General features: G+C 67.8%; 18 protein-coding genes. 9 read left to right on the top strand and 9 right to left on the bottom strand.

Features of this window, described 5'->3' with window-relative positions; all coding sequences use genetic code 11:
• Positions 1–149 precede the first annotated feature (149 nt).
• Positions 150–1,160 carry a 4-hydroxy-3-methylbut-2-enyl diphosphate reductase gene (locus tag AB0C34_RS25025; protein ID WP_357077552.1) on the top strand — a complete coding sequence of 337 codons (1,011 nt, stop codon included), beginning with the start codon at positions 150–152 and terminating at the stop codon, positions 1,158–1,160.
• Between the two features lie 290 nt (positions 1,161–1,450).
• Here the strand turns inward: AB0C34_RS25025 and AB0C34_RS25020 are convergent, their stop codons facing one another.
• Complete coding sequence (locus tag AB0C34_RS25020) at positions 1,451–2,362, bottom strand: DUF6542 domain-containing protein (protein WP_357077549.1); 912 nt, start codon at positions 2,360–2,362, stop codon at positions 1,451–1,453.
• Between the two features lie 56 nt (positions 2,363–2,418).
• Positions 2,419–3,564, bottom strand: a complete 1,146-nt coding sequence (locus tag AB0C34_RS25015; protein ID WP_357077546.1) for a DNA recombination protein RmuC — start codon at positions 3,562–3,564, stop codon at positions 2,419–2,421.
• 325 nt (positions 3,565–3,889) lie between these two features.
• On the opposite strand from AB0C34_RS25015, the gene AB0C34_RS25010 reads away from it, so the two are divergent.
• Positions 3,890–5,065, top strand: coding sequence for an exonuclease SbcCD subunit D (locus AB0C34_RS25010; RefSeq protein ID WP_357077543.1), 1,176 nt, complete (start codon positions 3,890–3,892; stop codon positions 5,063–5,065).
• A gap of 31 nt (positions 5,066–5,096) precedes the next feature.
• Positions 5,097–8,237 carry an AAA family ATPase gene (locus AB0C34_RS25005; RefSeq protein ID WP_357077540.1) on the top strand — a complete coding sequence of 1,047 codons (3,141 nt, stop codon included), beginning with the start codon at positions 5,097–5,099 and terminating at the stop codon, positions 8,235–8,237.
• A gap of 37 nt (positions 8,238–8,274) precedes the next feature.
• Here AB0C34_RS25005 and AB0C34_RS25000 read toward each other — a convergent pair whose 3' ends face one another.
• The 4 genes from AB0C34_RS25000 to AB0C34_RS24985 all read right to left on the bottom strand — a co-directional run bounded on the left by AB0C34_RS25000 (position 8,275) and on the right by AB0C34_RS24985 (position 13,177).
• The gene (locus AB0C34_RS25000) at positions 8,275–8,862 is read right to left on the bottom strand and encodes a methylated-DNA--[protein]-cysteine S-methyltransferase (RefSeq protein WP_357077537.1); all 588 of its coding nucleotides are present in this window, start codon (positions 8,860–8,862) and stop codon (positions 8,275–8,277) included.
• Positions 8,859–10,475, bottom strand: coding sequence for an Ada metal-binding domain-containing protein (locus AB0C34_RS24995; RefSeq protein ID WP_357077534.1), 1,617 nt, complete (start codon positions 10,473–10,475; stop codon positions 8,859–8,861). Before AB0C34_RS24995 ends, AB0C34_RS25000 begins: the two co-directional genes overlap by 4 nt.
• 174 nt (positions 10,476–10,649) lie before the next feature.
• A complete protein-coding gene (locus tag AB0C34_RS24990; protein WP_357077671.1) occupies positions 10,650–10,835 on the bottom strand; it encodes a YbdD/YjiX family protein in 186 nt (61 codons plus the stop codon).
• 71 nt (positions 10,836–10,906) lie between these two features.
• Entirely contained in the window at positions 10,907–13,177 is a 2,271-nt protein-coding gene (locus tag AB0C34_RS24985; protein WP_357077531.1) for a carbon starvation CstA family protein, read from the bottom strand.
• Positions 13,178–13,378: 201 nt separating this feature from the next.
• Between AB0C34_RS24985 and AB0C34_RS24980 the strand changes: the two genes are divergently transcribed.
• From AB0C34_RS24980 to AB0C34_RS24970, 3 genes are all read left to right on the top strand, one after another.
• Complete coding sequence (locus AB0C34_RS24980) at positions 13,379–14,695, top strand: sugar ABC transporter substrate-binding protein (protein ID WP_357077528.1); 1,317 nt, start codon at positions 13,379–13,381, stop codon at positions 14,693–14,695.
• A 68-nt stretch (positions 14,696–14,763) separates the two neighbouring features.
• Positions 14,764–15,639 carry a sugar ABC transporter permease gene (locus tag AB0C34_RS24975; protein ID WP_357077669.1) on the top strand — a complete coding sequence of 292 codons (876 nt, stop codon included), beginning with the start codon at positions 14,764–14,766 and terminating at the stop codon, positions 15,637–15,639.
• Between the two features lie 47 nt (positions 15,640–15,686).
• Positions 15,687–16,547 (top strand): carbohydrate ABC transporter permease, encoded by an 861-nt coding sequence (locus AB0C34_RS24970; protein WP_357077666.1) that lies wholly within the window; start codon positions 15,687–15,689, stop codon positions 16,545–16,547.
• On the opposite strand, the gene AB0C34_RS24965 is transcribed toward AB0C34_RS24970, so the two are convergent.
• Both AB0C34_RS24965 and AB0C34_RS24960 read right to left on the bottom strand, forming a co-directional pair.
• Positions 16,544–16,966 carry a VOC family protein gene (locus tag AB0C34_RS24965; protein WP_357077525.1) on the bottom strand — a complete coding sequence of 141 codons (423 nt, stop codon included), beginning with the start codon at positions 16,964–16,966 and terminating at the stop codon, positions 16,544–16,546. The two genes, AB0C34_RS24970 and AB0C34_RS24965, sit on opposite strands and share 4 nt — an antisense overlap.
• Before the next feature lie 11 nt (positions 16,967–16,977).
• Complete coding sequence (locus AB0C34_RS24960; protein ID WP_357077522.1) at positions 16,978–17,814, bottom strand: helix-turn-helix domain-containing protein; 837 nt, start codon at positions 17,812–17,814, stop codon at positions 16,978–16,980.
• 259 nt (positions 17,815–18,073) lie between these two features.
• Here AB0C34_RS24960 and AB0C34_RS24955 point away from each other — a divergent pair, with 259 nt between their 5' ends.
• Positions 18,074–18,997: a zinc-binding dehydrogenase gene (locus tag AB0C34_RS24955; protein WP_357077519.1), complete on the top strand. Its 924-nt coding sequence runs from the start codon at positions 18,074–18,076 to the stop codon at positions 18,995–18,997.
• A 162-nt stretch (positions 18,998–19,159) separates the two neighbouring features.
• The gene (ychF, locus tag AB0C34_RS24950; protein ID WP_357077516.1) at positions 19,160–20,254 is read left to right on the top strand and encodes a redox-regulated ATPase YchF; all 1,095 of its coding nucleotides are present in this window, start codon (positions 19,160–19,162) and stop codon (positions 20,252–20,254) included.
• Positions 20,255–20,415: 161 nt separating this feature from the next.
• Here the strand turns inward: ychF and AB0C34_RS24945 are convergent, their stop codons facing one another.
• Positions 20,416–21,165 carry an SDR family oxidoreductase gene (locus AB0C34_RS24945; RefSeq protein ID WP_357077663.1) on the bottom strand — a complete coding sequence of 250 codons (750 nt, stop codon included), beginning with the start codon at positions 21,163–21,165 and terminating at the stop codon, positions 20,416–20,418.
• Between AB0C34_RS24945 and AB0C34_RS24940 the strand changes: the two genes are divergently transcribed.
• Positions 21,131–21,646 (top strand): hypothetical protein, encoded by a 516-nt coding sequence (locus AB0C34_RS24940; protein ID WP_357077680.1) that lies wholly within the window; start codon positions 21,131–21,133, stop codon positions 21,644–21,646. The two genes, AB0C34_RS24945 and AB0C34_RS24940, sit on opposite strands and share 35 nt — an antisense overlap.
• Positions 21,647–21,781: the final 135 nt, after the last annotated feature.

The raw sequence follows: 21,781 nt of genomic DNA, 5'->3' as shown, positions 1-21,781 counted from the left end.
GCGCCCGCTGCACCGTACCGCTTGCTCGCGACGTTTTCTCGCGTCAGCTCACGGCCCCGCGCCGAGATGATCGGTGGTCGCATGACCGGGGGTTGCGGCGGAAGACTCCCACAAGTGGCGGGATCCAGTGCCGCACGTATCCTGTGGGCATGTCTTCGGCTATTCCCTTGAACGTCGGAATCGCTCGCTCGGCGGGCACCGGAAACGCCGATGCTGACGGCGGTAAGCGAGTGCTGCTCGCCGAGCCACGCGGGTACTGCGCCGGTGTCGACCGTGCGGTCGAGACCGTCGAGAAGTCGCTGGAGAAGCACGGCGCACCGATCTATGTGCGCAAAGAGATCGTGCACAACCGACACGTGGTGGAGACATTGCGCGAACGCGGTGTCATCTTCGTCGACGAAACCGACGAGGTGCCCGAGGGGGCGGTGGTCGTGTTCTCCGCGCATGGCGTTTCGCCCGCGGTGCACGAATCCGCCGCCGCCCGCAACCTGCACACCATCGATGCGACCTGCCCGCTGGTGACGAAGGTGCACCAGGAAGCGAAGCGGTTCGCCCGCGATGACTACGACATTCTGCTGATCGGCCACGAGGGCCATGAGGAGGTCGAGGGTACCGCCGGTGAGGCGCCCGAGCATGTGCAATTGGTCGACGGCCCCGACTCGGTCGACAAGGTCAGCGTGCGCGACGAATCGAAGGTGATCTGGCTCTCGCAAACCACGCTGAGCGTGGACGAGACGATGGAGACGGTGAAACGGCTGCGGGAGCGATTCCCAGGTCTGCAAGATCCGCCGAGCGACGATATCTGCTATGCCACGCAGAACCGTCAGGTCGCGGTGAAGGCGATGGCGCCGGAGTGCGATCTGGTGATCGTGGTCGGCTCCCGCAATTCCTCCAACTCGGTGCGCCTGGTCGAGGTCGCGCTCAACGCGGGAGCGCGGGCGGCGCACCTGGTGGACTTCGCCCGTGAGGTCGACCCGGCCTGGCTCGACGGTGCGCGCACGATCGGCGTCACCTCGGGTGCGTCGGTCCCCGACATCCTGGTCCGCGGCGTCCTGGACATGTTGGCCGAGCACGGTTATGGCGACGTTCAGCCGGTCACCACTGCGAACGAGACGCTCGTCTTCGCGCTGCCCCGAGAACTGCGCACCACGCGCAACTGACTGGATCCGCCGCGCCTGCGGGCACTTGTGCGGCTCCGTCGACGCGGGGGGTCCGGTCCCCTTCCCGACCGGTCGAGGCTGTCGACGTACGGTTGAGCTCATCGGAACGACCGGTCGAACTCCTGCTGCCGCTATTGCTCGATACCGCTGACAGCGCGCGAACCCGGTAGCCGCGGACCGTGCGGTGCCGCTACCAGAAACCCGCGGCGGTCGAGCGGGCACCTGACTTGCGCCGACATACGATAGCGCCGCTCGGCTTGCGAGCGTGCGGCATCGTCATACGTCGACAGTTACGGGGTTTCCGGCCTGCGTCGTTCGGTGCGACTCGAATCCCGTTCGCGGTAGCGCACGTTGGGCTGGGGATGCGGGGGCACATCGCGGCGGCGCGGGCCCCCGCGTGAGGGTTCGCCCTCGGCGCGAGGTACGGCCGCCGTCGGGCGGGGGCCGGTACGTGGCGGTTCGCCCTCGGTACGAGGCATAGCCGCCGTCGGACGGGAGATGCCCCGGGCGGGAGTGCGGCCTTCGCGCGGGCGCGACGGCGTGACGCGGGGGGGAGCGTCGGCGATCTGTGCCCCTTGGCGGCGGGCCGGGCGAGGAGAGTCCGTGCTGGACCCGTGCTCGTCGGCTTCATCCAGCGGGCGGCGTGACTGGCGGCGCGCTGAGTCCGTCGGCGGGCCGGAAGGGCGACCGGGCCTGGTGCGTTTGGCGGCGGACCTGCGCGAGCTTTCGCCGCGGCGCGATGTCGGTGGCCGGCCTTCGGCCTCCTCGCGGCGATGCATCATGATTCGACCGCCGGCGATCAGCAGGACGACGACGGTGGCCAACATCATGGTCGGGAATCGGTTCACCAGCGGGATCGCCAGGTTCAGCAGGATGTCCTTGATCGAGGTCGAGCCGCCCGCGGTGAGCTGCTGGTAGGCCAGGGGCACGGCAACGAACAGCAGCAGCGGCGGCAACACCATCGTGCTGAACAATCCGCGGTAGCGCACGGCGGATACGGCCGCCACACACCCGACGATGTACAGCGCGGCGAACGTGCCGGTCAACTCGGCGCCGCCGCCGCTTGCATCGATCAGAAATCCCAGAAACGTGCAGGCAACCGCGATCAGCACCGCCGCGCCAACCGGGATTCCCGGCACCGACGGCAGGATCGAGCGTTGCGGCGCGGGCACCCGGGATCGCACACGTTGGGAAGCAGCCACATTATGCACACTAACCGTCGCCGCGTTCGGCGGCGTGACGGCACGGCCATTGCCCGCTACTCGCCGACGTCGGCGAAGCCGACGACACGCGGCCGGGCATCCAGCCGCTGGATGGCAGACACCTCCTGTTCAGCTATTTCCAGGTCGTGCAGTTTGCGTGCGGTGACCAGCACGCGCGACTCGACGGAGGCGACGGTGTAGTTGAACGCATCCACGGCTTTGCCGAGCTGCCTGCCGAGTCGGTCCAGGTGCTTGCCCGTCATGCCCAGCCGTTGATAGAGCTCCCGCCCGAGGTGCTGCACCGTCGCCATGTCCCTGGACAGCGCCTCCTGCCGCCAGCCGAACGCGATCGTGCGCAGCAGCGCGATCAGGGTGGTGGGTGTCGCGAGGATGAGGTTCCGGCCGAACGCGTACTCCAGCAGCGTCGAGTCGGTGGTCAGCGCGGCGTCCAGGAACGGATCGCCGGGCACGAACAGCACCACGAATTCCGGGGCCGGATCGAACGCCGCCCAATACCCTTTGTCGGACAGCTGGTCGACATGGGTGCGCAGATGTTTGGCATGTCTGGTGAACAGTCCGGCCCGAACGTCAGGATCGTCCGTCGTGCTGGCGTCCAGGTAAGCGGTGAACGGAACCTTGGCGTCTACCACGATGTGCCGACCGCCCGCGAGATGGACGACGAGATCCGGGCGCACCGCACGGTCACCTTCGCTGCGGGCCGCCCTGCTCACCTGCGTGTCGAAATCACAGTGCCTGGTCATCCCGGCCAGTTCGACCACCCGCTCCAGCTGGATCTCGCCCCAACGCCCGCGCACCTGTGGCGCGCGCAGGGCCGCGACCAACTGACCGGTCTGGCTGGTGAGCTGGTGCGAGGTGCGCTGCATGCCCGCGACTTGTTCCCGCAGACTCGAATACGCGGCGATGCGATGCTGCTCGACCTGCTGGATGTGCTGATTCAGCGTGCCGACGGCCTCGCGCAACGGTTCCACCATGGCGCCGATGGCGTGTGAATGCCTGCGCGCGGCATCCTCGTTGGCCGCGTCCAGCGACCGTCGCAGCAGCACCTCGTTGCCGGTGGCCGCCGCGAGTCTCGCCTCCGCCGCCGTGGCGCGATGCCCGGAGCGCGCAGTATGGCCAAGCCAGCCGAGGCCGGCCCCCGCTGCGAATACCAGCATCAGTGCGACGAGCATCGGTGCGGTCATAGCGCAGATAGTGCCGCACCGCACCGACAAGAACGAGGACCGAGCAACTGATCGGCATCGCGTCGGCGACCCGCGCTGCCAGCGACTTGCCGAGCGCTCGGGATATCTGTCGATCGTGCGGCATCCCGAACCGGTCGGAATCCGGCATCCGGGAAGCCAAGGTGTGTGCGGCGATTCATCACCACCCAGCCACCCAGCTGCCGAGCCCGCCGGCCCGGACACGCGGCCGCGGACGAAGGGACACGCCGTGCCGCGGTCCCGTGGATTCGGCACAGTAGGCGCGGCACTTGGAGTCTGTCGGTGGGTTGGCCTACGGTTTCGCGGCATGCGAATGCTGCACACCTCGGACTGGCACATCGGGCGCACGTTCCACGGTGTGGATCTGCTTGCCGACCAGGCCCGTTCACTGGCCGCCATCGCGGAACTGGTCGCCGAGGAGTCGATCGACGTCGTCGTGCTGCCGGGGGATGTGTACGACCGGTCCATTCCCAGCGCTGACGCGATCGCTGTGTGCAACCGGGGTTTCGAGGCCATCCGAGCGGCCGGGGCACAGATCATCGCCACGTCGGGCAACCACGATTCGCCCACGCGGCTCGGGTCCGGCGCGAGTTTCGCCGCGGCGGGCGGGTTGCATCTGCGCACCACCATTGCCGAGGCCAACCGACCTGTGTTGCTCGCGGACGAGCACGGGGTGGTGGCGTTCTACGGCATCCCGTACTTGGAGCCGGAGATCACCCGCGCCGAACTCGGTGTACCGCAGGCGCGTTCGCATGCCGAGATCCTGGCAGCGGCGATGGGGCGGATCCGCGTGGACCTGGCGGGGCGCGACAGCGTGCGGACAGTGGTGCTCGCGCACGCATTTGTGGTCGGCGCGCAGGCCACCGGGTCGGAACGGTCTATCTCGGTCGGTGGCGTGGAGACCGTTCCGCTGGCTGCCTTCGCGGGCATCGACTACGTGGCGCTCGGTCACTTGCATTCGCCGCAGACCCTGTCGGAGTCGGTGCGCTACTGTGGCTCGCCGCTGCCGTATTCGTTCGCCGAGAGTTCACACCGTAAGGCGGTCTGGATCGTCGAGTTGGACGGGGCCGGATTGCACTCGGTCCGACGCCGGGATCTGCCGCTGGTCCGGGGATTGAGCACACTCACCGGCACCCTTGACGAATTGCTGACCGACACGGGGCACAACCCCGCCGAACAGCATTACGTCTCGGCGGTGCTCACCGACCGCGCCCGCCCGGTCGACGCCATGCGCAAGCTGCGGGAGCGGTTCCCCTTCGCGGTGCACGTGGAATGGGTGCGGCCCGAGGGAAACCCCGAGTTGCGCTACCGTGAACGGGTGCACGGCCGCCACGACACCGAAGTAGCACACAGCTTCCTCACCGATGTCCGTGGCGAGCCGAGTGCGGGCGAGGCGGCGTGGCTGGAACGCGCACTCGCTGCCGCCGTCGCGGAGCGGGATCCGGTGGCGGTGGCCGCTCCGGCCGAGGAACTGTCCGCGTGATCGCCCGGCTGGATCCGGGTGTGGCGGCGGGATGAGGCTGCACAAGCTCGAGATGACCGCGTTCGGCCCGTTCGCCGAGACCACAGTTGTCGACTTCGACGCACTCGGTGCCGATGGACTGTTTCTGCTGCACGGCCAGACCGGCGCGGGCAAGACCACTGTGCTGGACGCGATCGCCTTCGCTCTCTACGGCAAGGTTCCCGGCGCACGCGGGGAGAGCAAGCGGTTGCACTCCGACCACGCCGCGGAACAGACGCCCCCGCTGGTTGTGCTCGAGGCGACCCTGAGCGGGCGACGGTTACGTCTGACCCGCACGCCGGAGTTCGAGCGGCCGAAGCGAGACGGCACCGGCCTGCGCACCGAGCGGGCCAAGGCGACGTTGACCTGGATGGACGGCCGTGGCGAAAATCTGTCCCGGATCCCTGATATCGGCGAGGAGATTCTCCGCTTGCTCGGGATGAGCGCCGATCAGTTCTTCCAAGTAGTGCTGCTGCCACAGGGTGATTTCGCCCGATTCTTGCGGGCGGAGAACGAAGATCGCGAGAAGCTGCTGGAAAAGCTCTTCGACACGCGGCGTTTCGGTACCGCGGAGCAGTGGTTGGCCGACAAACGCCGCGCCGCACATGCCGATCTCGACGCACGTTCGGAGGGCATCACGCGACTGATCACGCAGGTCGGGATGGCGGCTGGAGTCGCGGATTCGGTCGGATCGGCGGAGGCCGTCGGCTGGTCGGAGGATCTGCTGTGCGCCGCGCGCGCCGATCTCACCACCGCCGCCGCGGAAGTCGAACGCTGCCAGCGGGAGTCGACGCTGATCCGTGCGCGGGCCGAACAACAACGCCGGGTACACGAGTTGCAGCGCCGCATGGTCACGGCGCGTCGACAGTTGGACGCCTATGCCGCGGACGCCGAGCGGCGCACCGCCTGGCAAGCCGAACTCGAACTGGCGCGCCGCGCCGAGCCGATCGCGGAAGCGATCGACGAGGCGCGTTCGGCGGTCCGGATGCAGCGGCGCCGTGACGGCGAACAGCGGAGCGCGGCGCAGCGATTGGCTGCTTTGCTGCTGGAGCCGGCAAGCGGCGATCTCGGCGGCGCCGAACTGATGCGATCCGCCGATGGGACGACGGTTCGTGCTGACGTGATCGGTGCGGACAGCGATGCGGCGATCCGGCTGTGGAGCGCGCAGATCGGCGCGCTGGACGAAGTCCGCGCGGATGCCGCCGTCGCCACCCGTCTCGGTGCCGAACTCAGCGTGTTGCGCGCCGAGGCCGCGACGCTGGTCAGCCGCGCCGCGGAACTCGCCGAGCGGCGTGACCGGCTGCCCGCCGCGGTCGCCGCGGTGGAAACAAGGCTGCGCGAGGCGACCGAAGCGGTCGCGGCGCTACCCGGCCTGTCCGCGGCAACCGAACGTCTGCACACCGCGGCGACGGCGGCCGTCGAACTGGCCGCGCGCCGAACGGCGCTGGACCACGCCAGGGTCGAGTTCGACACCGCCCGCACGGTTCACCTGGACGCCAAGGAAGCCGTGCTCGACCTGCGCGAGCGCAGGCTGACCGGGATGGCCGCCGAGCTGGCCAGCGGACTGGTCGAGGGAAGTCCGTGCGCGGTCTGTGGTTCAACCGACCATCCCGCGCCCGCCCGGCCTACCACTACCGCGGTGTCCGAGGCGGAGGAAGAGGCCGCCGTGGCGGCCGAGCGCGCGGCAGAGGACATCCGCGACCGGACGCTGGCCCGCATCTCCGGACTCGAGCGCGAGATCGAAGCGCTCGTGGCACGCGGCGGCGATACCGACCGCGTCGCGCTCGCCGCCGAGGTGCGCGCCGCGACCGACCGTTACGCGGACACAGCCGAACTCGCCACGCACGCTGAGGGTCTGACCAGCGAACTCACCCGTCTGCGTGACGAGCAGACCCGCCTGCACGACGAACTGCGTGAGTCCGAGGCCGGCCACAGCGCTGTCGCCGCCACCATCGCCTCCGCCCAGGCGCGCTTCGACGAACTCACCGGCCGATTGCGCAAGGCGGCGGGAGCCGACGAGACCATCGACCGGCGTCGCGCCCGGCTCGCCGCCCTGGTCGCCGCGGCGACGGCACACCGCGATGCCCGCACGGACGCGGCAGCCGCGCGCGAACAGGTGTCGGTGATTGCCGAGCGGGTCGAAAAGCTCGCCGGTGCGGCGGGTTTCGTGCCGGAGGACGAAGAGGGCGTCGATCGCGGTCCCGCTATCGGCGCCGCTGCCTCGACCATGAAAGAAAAGTCCGCGGATCATTCGGCGACCGAGGAGCCACCCGATGGCGTCGGGGTGCTGACCGCATACGCAAAGGTCATCGCGGTTGCTTCCCGTTCCCTCGAGCGGCAGGCGGAGATCGACGGTGATCTCGTGGCGGCCGACCGAGCCAGAGCCCACGCGGAAGCCGTCCTGGCGGAACCCGAGATCCAGGCGGTCGCCGCGCTGCGGCCGGGCGACCTGACCGAACTCGACGACCAGGTCGCCACCGCGCAGACCAGCCTCAACGCCGCGATCGCCGCCCACGCCGACGTGAGTAAGCGGGTGAGTCAGCTCGAAGACCTCGGCAGTCAGCTCTGGGCCGCGGTCGATCGGATCGCCCCGGCGCGGCAGGCGTTCGAGGAGCTGGACGGTCTGGCCGATGTGGTTGCCGGACGCGGTGCGAACAACCGCCGCATGTCCCTGCATTCCTACGTCTTGGCCGCCCGGCTGGAAGAGGTGGCGCAGGCGGGTTCGTTGCGGTTACGCAGGATGTCCAGCGGCCGTTACGAATTCGTCCATTCGGACAAGGCAGGGCCGCGCGGGCGCCGGGGCGGACTCGGACTCGACATCCGTGACGACTACACCGGCGCCATCCGCCCGGCCAAAACACTCTCCGGCGGCGAAACCTTTATGGCCTCGTTGTCGCTGGCACTCGGCCTGGCCGACACCGTGGCAGCAGAGTCGGGCGGGCTCGTGCTGGATACCCTCTTCATCGATGAGGGCTTCGGGGGCCTCGACGGTGACACCCTCGACGCGGTGATGGGCGTGCTGGACGAACTCCGCGCCGGTGGCCGGGTGGTCGGCGTGGTCAGTCACGTGGACGAGATGCGCCAGCGCATTCCGAGCCGGCTGCATGTCCTGCGCGGACGCACCGGCTCTCGGGTCAAGGCAACCGTTGCCTGAGTGCGCGCCGTAGCAGCACTCGGTGGTGTCCGCGCTGTCAGCCGCGGCGCAGGGCCGAGGCCACGGACTCGCTGTCCCGCCACCCCTCGTGATCAAGCAACCAGCGCTTGATCGGCAGGCCCCAGCGGAAGCCGCCGAGTGCCCCGCCGATGCGGAAGATCCGGTGGCAGGGCACGAAGAGCGCGGCGGCGTTGCGGGCGCAGGCGTTGGCCGCGGCTCGGGTGGCGTTCGGTCGTCCGGAGACGGCGGCGAATTCGGTGTAGCTGAGGGGGCTGCCCGCGGGGACCTTACGCAGCATGTCCCACGCGTGCATCAGGAAATCGCCGGAGCGCTGCCGGACGTCAATGCTGTCGATCGCCGTGAGATCGCCCGCGTGGTAGGCGATGACGGCGCTGGTCACCGAGCCGAGCGAAGGCCGCTGGCGCAGTGTGGTGGGACGCAGCACGGGATGAATCAGGCCTTGCAGGTTCACCGCGTCCGCGGTCCAGCCGGCGGCGAGCACGGCGCCGTCCGCGTCGACGAGCGTGGTGAAGGGACCGACCGGGGTATCGGTGATGGCGAAATCCGCGGTGGTGGGGACGGTGGTCTCGCGTACTGTGCGGTGGTCGACACGGGTGGTGTTCATGATTCGACGTCCTTTCTCGCCACGGCCAGCGCGGCGGTTCTCGATGGTGTGGCGCGGCCGGTCAGCGCCGCCTTCCACAAATGCATGGACAGATACGACCGCCACGGCGCCCAACGCGCGGTGTCGGTGAGATCGATGCCGAGCAGGCTCGCGCCCTGGCGGACGACCAGGTCGGTGCTGAGCAGGACATCAGGGTCGGCGAGCAGACGCATGGTGACGTAGTCGGCCGTCCATGGCCCGACGCCGTCCACCGCGAGCAGTTCGTGGCGTAACTCGGCCGCGGTGCGACCCTGGTGCAGCGCCAGCTCGCCGGAGGCGAGCGCCTCCGCAGCGGCGACGATCGCGCGGACTCGTCGGGCCGGGCCGGTCAAGACCTCGGCGCCGCGTTCGGCGATCATCGCCGGGGTGGGGAACAGCAGGGGGATCGGTCCGTCCACCCGCTCGCCCAGTGCCTCGACGAGCCGGGCGGTGTGGGTCGCGGCGGCGGACACCGAGATCTGCTGTCCGATCATGGTGCGCAGGAGCAGTTCGGGTCCGTCGAGGCAGCCGGGCGCCCGGATGCCCGGCGTGAACGCGACGTGCCGCGGCGCGGAGCTGCCGGCCTCGGGCATCGCCTCGGTGTTCGGTGGTGAGCCCGCGCCCGCGTCCAGTAGTTGTTCGGTGCGCGGGTCCGAGAGTCGTTCGTCGGAGGCCGCGGCCCCGGCCCCGAGGGCCTCGTCGATGCCGATCGGATCGGCATCCAGATCGAGCAGATGTCGTAACCGCGCCACCGTCGGCGCCAGATCGCGCATATCGCGCAGGGACAATTCGGCGCGCACATGGTCGCGTCGGAAGCTGAGGCGTGTCGTGGCGTGCCCATGCGGGGTGCGCAGGTTCCTGGTGTACGCGCGGTCCTCCCACAGTTCCAGGCCGGGTACGGCGTGGGCGCAGAGGAACCACTCCAGCCAGGCGCGGTCCAACGGCTCGCGGTAGGGCAGTCGCAGGGCGAGCGACCCGGTGGCAGGGGGCGCCGGATGAGCGCCGGATCCGGAACGCCGCACCTCGGTCCGCATCGTGGTCGGGCTGACCGCGAATACTTCGCGAACCGTGTCGTTGAACTGGCGGATGGAGGCGAACCCGGCCGCGAACGCGATGTCCGACATCGGCATCGCCGTGGTCTGGATCAGCAGCCGCGCGGTGTGCGCCCGGTGCGCCCGGGCCAGCGCCAATGGTCCGGCGCCCAACTCGGTGGTCAGCACGCGGGTGAGTTGGCGCTGTGAATAGCCGAGCGTGGCGGCCAGCGCGGGTACCCCACCGCGTTCGATGACACCGTCGCCGATCAGCCGCATCGCCCGCGCGGCCAGATCCGCCCTGGTGTTCCACAGCGGCGAGCCGGGAGCGGCATCCGGCAGGCAGCGCCGGCAGGCCCGGTAGCCTGCCTGCTGTGCCGCGGCGGCGGTCGGCAGGAACGAGACGTTGACGCGCTTCGGCGTGATGGCCGGACAGGAAGGGCGGCAATAGATTCCGGTGGTCCGCACCGCGGTGAAGAATTGCCCGTCGAATCGGGAGTCTCTGGTCGACACCGCCCGATAGCAACGCTCGAAATCCAATGCCGTGATGGTCACGCCCACCACGATGTCAGCTGCGACCGACCTGTGCTAGCGGAAATCAGTCATCGTCGCCAGCGCTGGCGCGCCCTTCGCACAGGCGCCGTGACATCGCACAACGAACCGGCGCTCGGGAATTATTCGAACTACCAATTCGACATGCGACGGCGCGCACCGAAGTCGGTGCCACCGGGTTCGGACTCAGCAGCAGCGATTCGTGGGATTGTTGTCCGCCTCGGCATGACGGTGCCGCCAGTACTCCCGCTCGGTCGGAATCTCGCACCCTGGATGGGTGCGCCGCAGATGGTCGACGTACCGCTGGTAGTCCTGCCCGCCCAGGATCGAGTTGAACCACCAGATGCCGGCGCGAACGCCCTCGACGCATATCCGCGCCGCGCCGCGCAGCCGGGCACCGGCTGGTCCACTCGACCAGCCGGCCCGCGGCGCCGTGGCATCGCTCATCGCGCGTGCGCGTGCGCGTGCGCGTGCGCCGCGCCGGAAGCACGCACCTTTCCGGCCGCGATCAGCTCGTCCCACTGCTTCTGGACTTCCTTCTCCGCCGCGGTGGCGACGAACCCGCTGGGTGCGAAGATCTTCGACGGCTCTTCCGGCGTCTCGGTGGTTGTGGGCTGTCCGGACCGCCAGGCACGGAAAGCTACGACGGCACCGACGATCGCGACGATCAGCACCAGCACGGCGAAGATGATCGACAGCGTGCCCTGGATGAAGGTATTGCGCAGGATCGCGGTCATGTCGTCCTGGGTCTTGGCCGTCAGGCACATCTTGCCGGCCTCCTGCGCCGTCTGGCAGATGCTGTGCTGCTTCCAGTATCCGACTTTCGGATCGGCGGAGAAGATCTTCTGCCAGGACGCGGTCATGGTCACCGCGAGGTCCCAGACCAGCGGAATGCCCGGAATCCAGGCCCACTTGGCCAGGCCCTTACGCACCACGATCACCAGGACGACGGTCAGCGCCATCGCCGCGAGCAACTGGTTGGCGATGCCGAACAACGGGAAGAGCGTGTTGATGCCGCCCAGCGGGTCGGTGACGCCCATCAGCAGGATCGAACCCCAGGCCGCGACCACGACGGCCGAGCACAGCCAGGCGCCGACCCGCCAGGACGGATCACGAAACTTCTTCGCCGCACCACCGAAGTTGCCCAGCGCGTCCGACAGCATGAAGCGCGCGACGCGGGTGCCCGCATCGATCGTGGTGAGGATGAACAGCGCCTCGAACATGATCGCGAAGTGATACCAGAACGATTTCATACTCGCGCCGCCGAGGAACTGGTGGAACACCTCGGAGATGCCGACCGCCAGCGTGGGCGCACCGCCCGTGCGGGAGATGATGGTGGTCTCACCGACATCACTCGCGGCCTGGCTCAAGCCGGCGGCCGTCGTGGGGGCGCCGCTCAGCCCGAGGCTGTTGGTGTAGGCCGCGGCCTTCTCCGCGGTACCGCCGGTGAGGCCGAGCGGCGCGTTCATCGCGAAATACAGGTGCTGGTCGATGATCGAGGCGGTGATGATGGCCATGACCGCGACGAACGACTCCATCAGCATGCCGCCGTAGCCGATCATCTTCGCGTGCGATTCCTTCTCCAGCAGCTTTGGTGTGGTGCCGGAGGAGACCAACGCGTGGAAACCGCTCAGCGCACCGCAGGCGATGGTGATGAACAGGAACGGGAACAGTGAGCCCGCGAACGCGGGGCCGGTCCCGGAGGTCGCGAAGTCCGAGACGGCGGGGGCCTTCAGCACCGGAAGCGTGACCAGAATGCCGACCGCGAGCAGGACAATGGTGCCGACCTTCATAAAGGTGGACAGATAGTCCCGCGGGGCGAGCAGGAGCCACACCGGAAGTACCGAGGCGACGAAGCCGTAGGCGATCAGCAGCCAGGAGATGGTCACCGGCGAGAGCGTGAACAAATCGGTGCCCCACTCGGTCTCCGACACCCAGCCGCCGCCGAGGATCGCCAAGATCAGCAGCGCGAACCCGATGACGGACACCTCGCCGACCTTGCCGGGGCGCAGATAACGCAGATACAGGCCCATGAACAGCGCGATCGGGATGGTCATGCCGATCGAGAAAACGCCCCAGGGGCTGGCCGCGAGCGCGTTGACCACGACCAGCGCGAGCACCGCGAGCAGGATCATCATGATCACGAGAACACCGACGATGGCCGACCAGCCGCCGATCACCCCCAGTTCGTCGCGCGCCATCTGTCCGAGGCTGCGGCCGCGCCGTTTCAACGAGACCCAGAGCACCAGGTAGTCCTGCACCGCCCCGGCCAGCACCACACCGACCACGATCCAGATCGTTCCCGGCAGGTAACCCATCTGTGCGGCGAGCACCGGGCCGACCAGCGGACCGGCGCCGGCGATGGCGGCGAAGTGGTGCCCGTACAGCACCCGTCGGTCCATCGGCATGTAGTCCCTGCCGTTTTCCAGGATCTCGGCGGGGGTGGCCAGGTCATCGCGTGGTTTGGTGATCGTGCGTTCGATGAACCTGGCGTAGAACCGGTACGCGAAGATGTAGGTACAGACGGCGGCGATCACGATCCAGACCGCGTTGACCGATTCGCCACGGGATACCGCGAGCACCGCCCAGGCAATGGCGCCGAGTACGGCGATACCGGCGAAGATCGCTTTCTTGGCCGGGGTGATCGGGGACTTGTCGACTACACCGACAGGCGGCAAATCGGGATCGGTCCGTAGATATTCGATTGTCGCCATCCGTCTACTCTCCTGTAAAACGCGCAGGATCCTGCTGAAACACGTGACAACGTATCCGATCGGTGCTCGCCCTCGTGCCGATTCCGACCGCAAGGCAAGCGCCGTGAAATATTGTTCATGTGTCGGCCGTCACCATGATGTAGCCGAACGTATGCTGCCATGCAGTTCGAGAAAGCTCCACATGTGCCCCAGAGGAGGGCTGTGTCGCGTTCCAACCCTGTTCCACGGGTCCGTCGCCGGACGTTGCTCGGGTCAGCGCTGGCGGCGCCATTGCTCACCGCCACCGGCTGCGGATCTCCCGATGACGCGCTGACCTTCTTTTTCCAGGCCCGACCGGAAGAGGCCCGGGTCCGGCTGAAGATCATCGACGAGTTCCGAAAACGGCACCCGGACATCAGAATTCGTACCATCATGGCAGGGCCGGACCCGATGCAGCAGATGCTCACTTATTGCGCCGGAGGCAAGTGCCCAGACGTGATGATGGCCTGGGAACTGTTGTATTCCGGGTTGGCCGAGCGTGGTGTGCTGCTGGATCTGAATACCCTGCTCGACCGCGATCCGGCCTACGCCGCCGCGTTGCGTGCCGACAGCTACCCCGCGCTCTATGACACCTTCACCTACGGGGGCGGTCAGTACGCCCTGCCCGAGCAATGGTCGGGAGTGTTCCTCTACTACAACCGGGAACTGTTCGCCGACGCCGGGCTCAGACCGCCCACGCGCTGGCGCGACGCCTGGTCGTTCGACGAGTTCCTCGCCGCCGCTCACGCGCTGACCAGGCACGAATCCTCCGGAAGGACCCGGTGGGGATTCGCCGACGCCTGGGTGCCGTACTTTTCGGCGGCCTGTTTCGGCATGAACAACGGCGCCGAGTGGTTCACGCCGTCGGTGCGTCCGACCAGGACGAATCTGGGTGATCCGAAGTTCGCCGAAGGGTTTCAGTTCTACGCCGACCTCGCGGTCCGCCACCGGGTGGCGCCGAAAGTGTCCGACACCCAATCGGTGTCGGCACCGGACCTGTTCCGGCGCGGCCGGGCGGCGATGGCTTTGGGCGGGCATTGGCTCTACTCCGAGTTCGCCGGGCACGACGATCTCGCCATCGACGTCACGGTGCTGCCGGTCGGCCCGCGGGGCGGCCCCGGCGCCAGCACCGACGTCGGCAGTACCGGCCTGTCCATCGCCGCGGACAGCCCGCGGATCGAACAGGCGTGGGAGTTCGTCAAATTCGCGACCGGGCCGGTAGGGCAGGCGATCATCGCCGCGTCCGGACTATTCGTGCCGGTGCTGAAATCCGCCATGGGCGCACCGGGTTTCGCCGCAGCGCACCGGGAAGTCCGCAACCTCGAGGTGTTCACCGACGGCCCAGCCAACTCCCGTCCCCTCCCGGTGACGCCGGCGTGGGGCAAGGTCTCCGCGCTCTTGGAACGCGGCGCCAACCGGGTGCTTCGCGGTGCGGATACCGCCGCCTCGCTGAACGGCCGTTTCACCTCCGACGTCGACGCCCTCCTGGACACGCCATGACGAGATCGCAGTGGTCGCACACCGCCGGCAAAGTCCTGCGCCATGCTCCAGGCGGCGCAGCGGCGGGTTTGGCGCGGCGCCGGGAACGAGCCGGATGGGCGTTCGTCGCGCCGAATGTGGCGGCTGTCGCCGTCTTCTTGTTGTTCCCGTTGTTATTCTCGCTCTATCTGAGTTTCCATTCGTGGGACCTGTTCGGCCCCATGAGGTTTATCGGATCGACCAACTACCGGCGATTGTTCGGTTCGGATCCACTGTTTCTCATCGCCTTGCGCAATACCGCCGTTTTCACCGTGCTGACATTGCTTCCCACGGTGGCGATCGGTCTCGGAGTCGCGGCGATAGTGAATCGACAGTGCGCCGGTATCGGGATCTTTCGCACGTTGGCGTTCCTTCCCCTGGTCGCCTCCACGGTCGCCATGGCGGTGGTGTGGCGGTTCATCTTCACCGAAGACGGGCTGCTGAACCTCGCGCTCGGCAAGATCGGGATCGACGCGGTGCCCTGGCTGACCGATCCGAACTGGGCGCTGGTCTCGCTCAGCATCGTCACGGTGTGGAAGAGCGTGCCGTTCGCGACGGTCATTCTGCTCGCGGCCATGCAAGGTGTGCCGGAGACGCTCTACGAGGCGTCGAAGATCGACGGTGCCGGAGCGTTGCGCAGGTTCTCCTCGATCACCCTGCCATTGATCCGCGGGCCGCTGTCGTTCGTCTTCATCATCACGATCATCAACTCGGTGCAGGCCTTCGACCAGGCATACGCGCTGACCGGAGGTAACGGCGGACCCGAGACCGGCACCTACCTGCTCGGGATCATGTTGTTCCAGAACGCGTTCGGCTTCTACGAGGTCGGCTACGCGTCCGCGCTGGCCTGGGTGATCTTCGCGATCCTGTTCGTGCTGACGCTGTTGCAGCTGCGGATGGCTCGGCGCGCGGAGGTCGAACAGTGAACGCCTACGAGGTGGTGCGTCGCGCGCTGCCGGTCCGGCGCGACAGCGTGGTTGTCGTCGCGCGCTGTCGGGTCGAGCGGGCGATCGTGCGGCGGTTGGTGCGCGGCGTCGCGGTCTATGTCGCGCTCGTCGTCGTCGGCTGGTGTGCGCTCGCGCCGATTCTGTGGGCGGTCTCCGGGTCACTGAAGCAGGATGGTGAGATCGCCGACGCCGCGTTGCTTCCCGAGCATCCGCGGTGGTCGAATTACGGCGAAGTCTTCGATCTGCTGCCGCTCGGCCGGATGTTGCTGAACACGGCGGTTTACGCGCTGTGTGTCACAGCGGGACAGGTCTTCTTTTGCTCGCTGGCGGGTTACGCGTTCGCGCGCTTGCGTTTTCGTGGACGCGAAGTGCTGTTCCTCGCCTATCTCGGCACGCTGATGGTGCCGTTGACCGTGACAGTGATTCCGCAGTTCCTGCTGATGCGGGCTTTCGGCTGGGTGGACACCCCGTGGGCGATGATCGTGCCCGGCCTGTTCGGGAGCGCGTTCGGCACCTATCTGATGCGCCAGTTCTTCCGGACGCTGCCGGCCGAGTTGGAGGAGGCGGCGATTCTCGACGGCTGCTCCACCTGGCAGGTCTATTGGCGGGTCCTGCTTCCGCACACCCGCCCCGCCTTGATGGTGCTCGCCGTGCTCACCTGGATCACGGTGTGGAACGACTTCCTCTGGCCACTGGTCATGATCCAGCGCAACGACATCGCCACCGCGACACTGGGTCTGGTACGGCTGCAGGGGCAGTACCAGACTCAGTGGCCCATCCTCATGGCTACCGCGGTGATCATTCTGCTTCCGCTGCTGGTGATCTACGCGATCGCCCAGCGCGCGTTCATCCGCGGCATCGCGCTGTCGGGGGTCGGCGGTCGCTAGGAACCCGAATAGGTACCGAAACTCCAGAGGTTGCCCTCGGGATCGCGGACCGTGAAACCGCGGGAGCCGTAATCCTCGTCGCGCAGGCCCTGCACCACTTCGGCGCCCGCGGCGGTGGCGCGGGCGAACAAGGCGTCGGGGTCTTCGCAGACCAGATAGACCGCGTCGTGGCCGGGCGGGCGCGTGCCGAACGGACCGTCGTCTTTGCCGGCCGACCCGAACATGATGCCGCCGCCCAGCGGCCAGCGCAGTTCCGCGTGTTCGACGATGGACGGATCGTTCTCGCGGGTATAGAGCGCGCTCTGGCGGAAGTCGAACGCCGCGACGAGGAAGGCGGCCATCGCGCGGGCATCGCGGAAACTCAGGGTGGGCCACACCGCGGTACGGGTGCCGGATTCGGTAGTTGTCGGGTTTGTCATGTCGTTCATCATCATCCCGCGAACTCGTCGGAGTCTTGGACGGATGGAACCTCCTCGGCCAGCCAGGTCGTCGGGCTGGCCCCAGCCAGTACGGCGAAATCGCGATCGAGATGGGCCTGGTCGTAGTAGCCGCAGGTGGCCGCCACCTGCGCGATGGTGGCGAACCGCGGTGCGTACGCGAGCATCCGCCGGGCCCGCTCGAACCGGGTGATCCGCGCTGCCAGTTTCGGGCCGAGGCCGAACTCCCGGGTGAACCGACGGGTGAGATGCTGCCTGCTCCACCCGATCTCCTCGGCCAACGGGCCGACCGCGATCGCGCCGCCGGATCGGACTACGGCGCGCCACGCGCAGGTCAACTCAGGGCCGACCACCCGGTCCTGGTCGGCGAGTGCCGAGAGCACCCGGTCGCACGCGGCGAAGCGTTCCGGCCAGGTCGGCGCGTGCTGCACGCGCTCCCATAATTCCATCCCTGCCGGGCCGACCAGGTCGGCGAGCTCGACCGAGGTGTCCCACAGTGCCGCCGCGGGCATCCTGAACAGCGTGCGGCAGCCCAGCGGGGTCAACTGCACGCCCACGCCTTCCTGATGTCCAGCGTGCGCGATCAACGCCGTGCTCGCCTGCAGACCACTCACCACACAGCGGTAGCGCTGTGGCGACTGGCGCGGATCGGTCTGCTCGATGACATCGATGGTGGGGCCGACAGCGACGATGAAAGTCATGTGCCGCGAAGGCAACCCGCGATGCACCGCCGCGGCGAACCCGGACATGCGATAGCCGATATAGCGGTCGACGAATGCCGCGAGCGCGGGTGCCGGACGTGCCGCCACCACCTCCGTGGTCGGCTCCATGTCGGTTACGGTACGCCGAGGTGCCGGCCACGGGACGCGGATGACGGTGGCGGGCCTCGCGGCGGAATGGTGCGGGGTTCAGGACGCACACCGGCGGGATACGTCGTGTGGTCGGTCCGCCCGGAAACCGGGGTGTCCGGAGCGGCTCTTCCAGCACAACCGGCGAAGGTGAGATCGCACACTTTCGCCGTTGTAGGGGTGGGTAGTAGCACCGCGGTCTGGTTAGCGTTGCGGCTTCGAACGGTTTTCTGGAGGTGCGATGCGGCGGGTTCACTACGAGCGCAGCGGTGGACCCGAGGTGCTCGAACTCGTATCGGTCGAAGCGCCGACGCCGGGCCCCGGTGAACTTCTGGTCCGTGTCGAGGCGATCGGGGTGACCCTGCCTGTGGTGCGGAAGGTGCGCGAGCAGCGTGCGCCGATCGCATTGGGCGGCGAAGTCGCCGGTGAGGTGGTCGCGGTCGGCGAGGGGGTCGAAGGGTGGGTGCCCGGCTATCGCGTCACCGGCTTGGTGTTCGGCCACGGCTACGCCGAGTACGCGCTGCTGTCGGCGGCCATGGCAACGCCGATTCCCGACGGCGCCTCAGCGGTCGACGCGGTCGCGCTGGTGCGCAGCGGCCTGGTCGCACTTGGCGCGCTCGACGCCGCGTCCGCGCGGGAGGGCGAGTCGGTACTGATCACCGCCGCCGCGAGCGGTGTCGGACACCTCGCGGTCCAGCTGGCCCGGGTGCGCGGTGCGGTGCGTGTGGTCGGCGCCGTGTCGGATCCGGCCAAAGCGGATTTCGTGCGGCAACTCGGCGCCGACGAGGTGGTGGGATACGGCCAAAAGTCCTGGGGCGCGCCCGTCGACTACGTACTCGACGCGGTGGGCGGCGATCTGCTCACACCCGCGATCGCTGCCCTCCTGCCCGGTGGTCGGCTGGTCGCCTACAGTTCCGGCGGCGGAACCATCCAGGCGTATGACCTGCTCGTTGGCGCAAAATCGGTGGTCGGCTTCCAGCTGGCCCGCATCGCGCAAGGGCAGCCCGATCGATACGAGCACTGGCGTCAGGAGCTGTGGCAGTACTTCGCGTCGGGTCGACTACGCCCCGCCGTGCACGCCGAGTTCGCACTCGAGGACGCCGCCGAAGCGCACGCCGTCATCGAACGCCGCGCCAACCTCGGCAAAGTAGTGCTGATCCCGTGAACATCGACCCGATCCCGACCGATCGCCGCTCGACGAGTACGTGGCACCCCTGATCTCCCCGAGCTGGGCGCCGGGCCGGTCGGCCGCGCGAGAGCGGCGCGCTGCCGCCTTGCGGCAGGCGCGGGGCAGCGGGGTCGGTGTGCCGCGTAGACTCTGTTCCTCGTGAGTCTCACCCTCGGAATCGTCGGCCTGCCCAACGTCGGAAAGTCGACGCTGTTCAACGCGTTGACCAAGAACGATGTGCTCGCCGCGAACTATCCGTTCGCGACCATCGAGCCCAACGTCGGGGTTGTTCCGCTGCCCGATCCTCGACTGAACCAGTTGGCGGAGATCTTCGGTTCCGAGCGCATCGTGCCCGCCACCGTGTCCTTCGTCGACATCGCTGGCATCGTGAAGGGCGCCTCCGAGGGCGCGGGCCTGGGCAACAAGTTCCTCGCCAACATTCGCGAAGCCGACGCCATCTGCCAGGTGGTGCGGGTGTTCGCCGACGACGACGTGGTGCATGTCGACGGCCGCGTCGATCCCTCCGCGGACATCGAGGTGATCGAGACCGAACTCATCCTCGCCGATCTGCAGACCCTGGAGAAAGCGGTCGTGCGGTTGGAGAAGGAAGCCAAAGTCAAGAAGGACCGCAAACCGGTCGCCGACGCCGCCAAGACCGCGCAGGAGATCCTCGACAGTGGCACCACCCTGTACGCCGCGGGCGACAAGGTGGACACCGAACTGCTGAAGGAACTTTCGCTGCTCACCACCAAGCCCTTCCTCTACGTCTTCAACGCCGACGAAGCGGTGCTCACCGACGAAGCGAAGGTCGCGGCCCTGAAAGCCTCGGTAGCCCCGGCAGATTCGGTGTTCCTCGACGCGAAGGTCGAAGCCGAGCTGCTCGAACTGGACGAAGAGTCGGCGATCGAACTGCTGGAATCCATCGGCCAGACCGAGCCCGGCCTACACGCCCTCGCCCGTGCCGGTTTCCACACCCTCGGCCTACAGACCTACCTCACCGCAGGCCCGAAAGAATCCCGTGCCTGGACCATTCACCAGGGCGACACCGCGCCGAAAGCCGCCGGCGTCATCCACACCGACTTCGAACGCGGGTTCATCAAGGCGGAGGTTGTGGCCTACAACGACCTGATCGAGGCAGGTTCGATGGCCGCAGCCAAAGCGGCGGGCAGGGTCCGGATGGAGGGCAAGGACTACGTCATGGCGGATGGTGACGTGGTCGAGTTCCGTAGCGGATTAGCGTCTGCGAAGAAGTAGGTAGAGCAGCGGGCTGACAGCGCGCGACGGCGTTTCACGCTGTCACCCCGGCTGACGGCGAGAGGCATCGGCTGCTCACTCGCCGGCGGCACGACCGGGCTCGATGAGACCGGCAGTTCGAGAAGCTGGCAAGGACGAAATCACCCCCGTGAGAGGCAGTCTCAGATCTGACTCGCCCCGCCGTCCACATAGATCTCGGCGCCAGTCATGAACGAGCTGCTGTCCGAGGCAAGGAAAACTACCGCGTCGGCGATCTCTTCCGGCTTGCCCAGTCGATTCATCGCTACGCCGGCGGCGAGGTTCTCGAACAGTTGCTCGGCAGCCTCGGGGCCGTCGACCAAGCCAGTCAGACCGGGCGTCTGTACGGGGCCGGGCGCGATGCTGTTGACCCGAATGCCGCGGTCAGCGAGTTCGGCGGCCCAGCTGCGGGTGAACGAGCGCAGAGCCGCTTTGCTGGCTGCGTAGACGCTGAACGCCGCAACTCCCTTGATGTCTGTGTTGGAGCTGGTCAACACGATCGATGCACCTCGGTTGAGAAGCGGCAGCATGGCTTGGACGGTAAAAAGTGTGCCTCCCACATTGGTGTTGAACGTATCCGAGTAGTGCTGCCAGGTAATGTCGCCCAATGCGGCGAACTCACCGCTGCCGGCATTGGCGAACACGATGTCGAGTCCAGCGCCCTTCTCCTGGATGGCCGCGGCGACCCGCTCCAGGTCGCCCAGATCGGTGACGTCGGCGCGAATCCCCGTGGCGTGGGGGCCGAGGCCGGCCACGATTCCGTCGAGCGCATCCTGGCGACGGCCGGTAAGGAACACCGATGCGCCCTCGCCGGCCAGCTTCTCGGCTGCTGCCAGCCCGATCCCTGAGGTGGCCCCGGTGACCAGGGCCGTCTTTCCGTTGAGCATGTTGATTCTCCTAAAGGGACAGTGCGTCGGCCAGGTCACGCCACCGCGTCAGCGGCTGATCGTTGCGAGCATGGATGGCTATGTGGTCGGCGCCTTCGGAAATCAAGATGAGTTGTTCAGGCGTGTGGTCGCACGTTATGCCCAAGTCGACATGGCATACGCGCGCCGCGCCCTGGCTGAGCCCACGGCGTATGCCGTGATCGAGCGCTACCGCGAGGCGCAGGTCCATAGACAGGTCCGGCTCGGCCACGACGGCGAGGCGCTGAATCCCAGCTTTCGCCGCAGTTCGGGAGAGCACCGACCGGTATCCAGAGGTTCGCCGAACTCGGGAGCCTTGCGGCGAAGGCCAATGCGCTGCAAAGGTATTCGGCCGCGTGATGGCGACCGTTACCGGTTGATCCCCCGCTGCTGCGCCATAGTGCTGTCGGCGGTTGCCTCACCACGGATTGATCATTGTGGTGCCGGTGGACGGCGGGCCGGTGAATGATCGTACCTGCCAGAGTCGGTGGTACGTCGCTGCCGACGGCGCGGTGCTCGAGCCGTCCCCGAAGTCGCTGGACCATCGAACCTGCACCGCGATCCGCCACCGGGCCTGAAGTGCCTCCGCTGACCACCGCCCGGC

The organism is Nocardia sp. NPDC049220, from assembly GCF_040647855.1.
In the GTDB taxonomy this organism is placed as follows: domain Bacteria; phylum Actinomycetota; class Actinomycetes; order Mycobacteriales; family Mycobacteriaceae; genus Nocardia.
The sequence above is the reverse complement of the archived record's forward strand: the minus strand, read 5'-3'. Positions and strand labels throughout refer to the sequence as shown.

Bases quoted from the DNA above. Each gene is read 5' to 3' on its own strand.
- AB0C34_RS25000 (WP_357077537.1), bottom strand. From the start codon at position 8,862: ATGAACACCACCCGTGTCGACCACCGCACAGTACGCGAGACCACCGTC.
- AB0C34_RS24965 (WP_357077525.1), bottom strand. From the start codon at position 16,966: ATGACAAACCCGACAACTACCGAATCCGGCACCCGTACCGCGGTGTGG.
- AB0C34_RS25025 (WP_357077552.1), top strand. From the start codon at position 150: ATGTCTTCGGCTATTCCCTTGAACGTCGGAATCGCTCGCTCGGCGGGC.
- AB0C34_RS25015 (WP_357077546.1), bottom strand. From the start codon at position 3,564: ATGACCGCACCGATGCTCGTCGCACTGATGCTGGTATTCGCAGCGGGG.
- AB0C34_RS24955 (WP_357077519.1), top strand. From the start codon at position 18,074: ATGCGGCGGGTTCACTACGAGCGCAGCGGTGGACCCGAGGTGCTCGAA.
- AB0C34_RS24985 (WP_357077531.1), bottom strand. From the start codon at position 13,177: ATGGCGACAATCGAATATCTACGGACCGATCCCGATTTGCCGCCTGTC.
- AB0C34_RS24960 (WP_357077522.1), bottom strand. From the start codon at position 17,814: ATGGAGCCGACCACGGAGGTGGTGGCGGCACGTCCGGCACCCGCGCTC.
- AB0C34_RS25005 (WP_357077540.1), top strand. From the start codon at position 5,097: ATGAGGCTGCACAAGCTCGAGATGACCGCGTTCGGCCCGTTCGCCGAG.
- AB0C34_RS25010 (WP_357077543.1), top strand. From the start codon at position 3,890: ATGCGAATGCTGCACACCTCGGACTGGCACATCGGGCGCACGTTCCAC.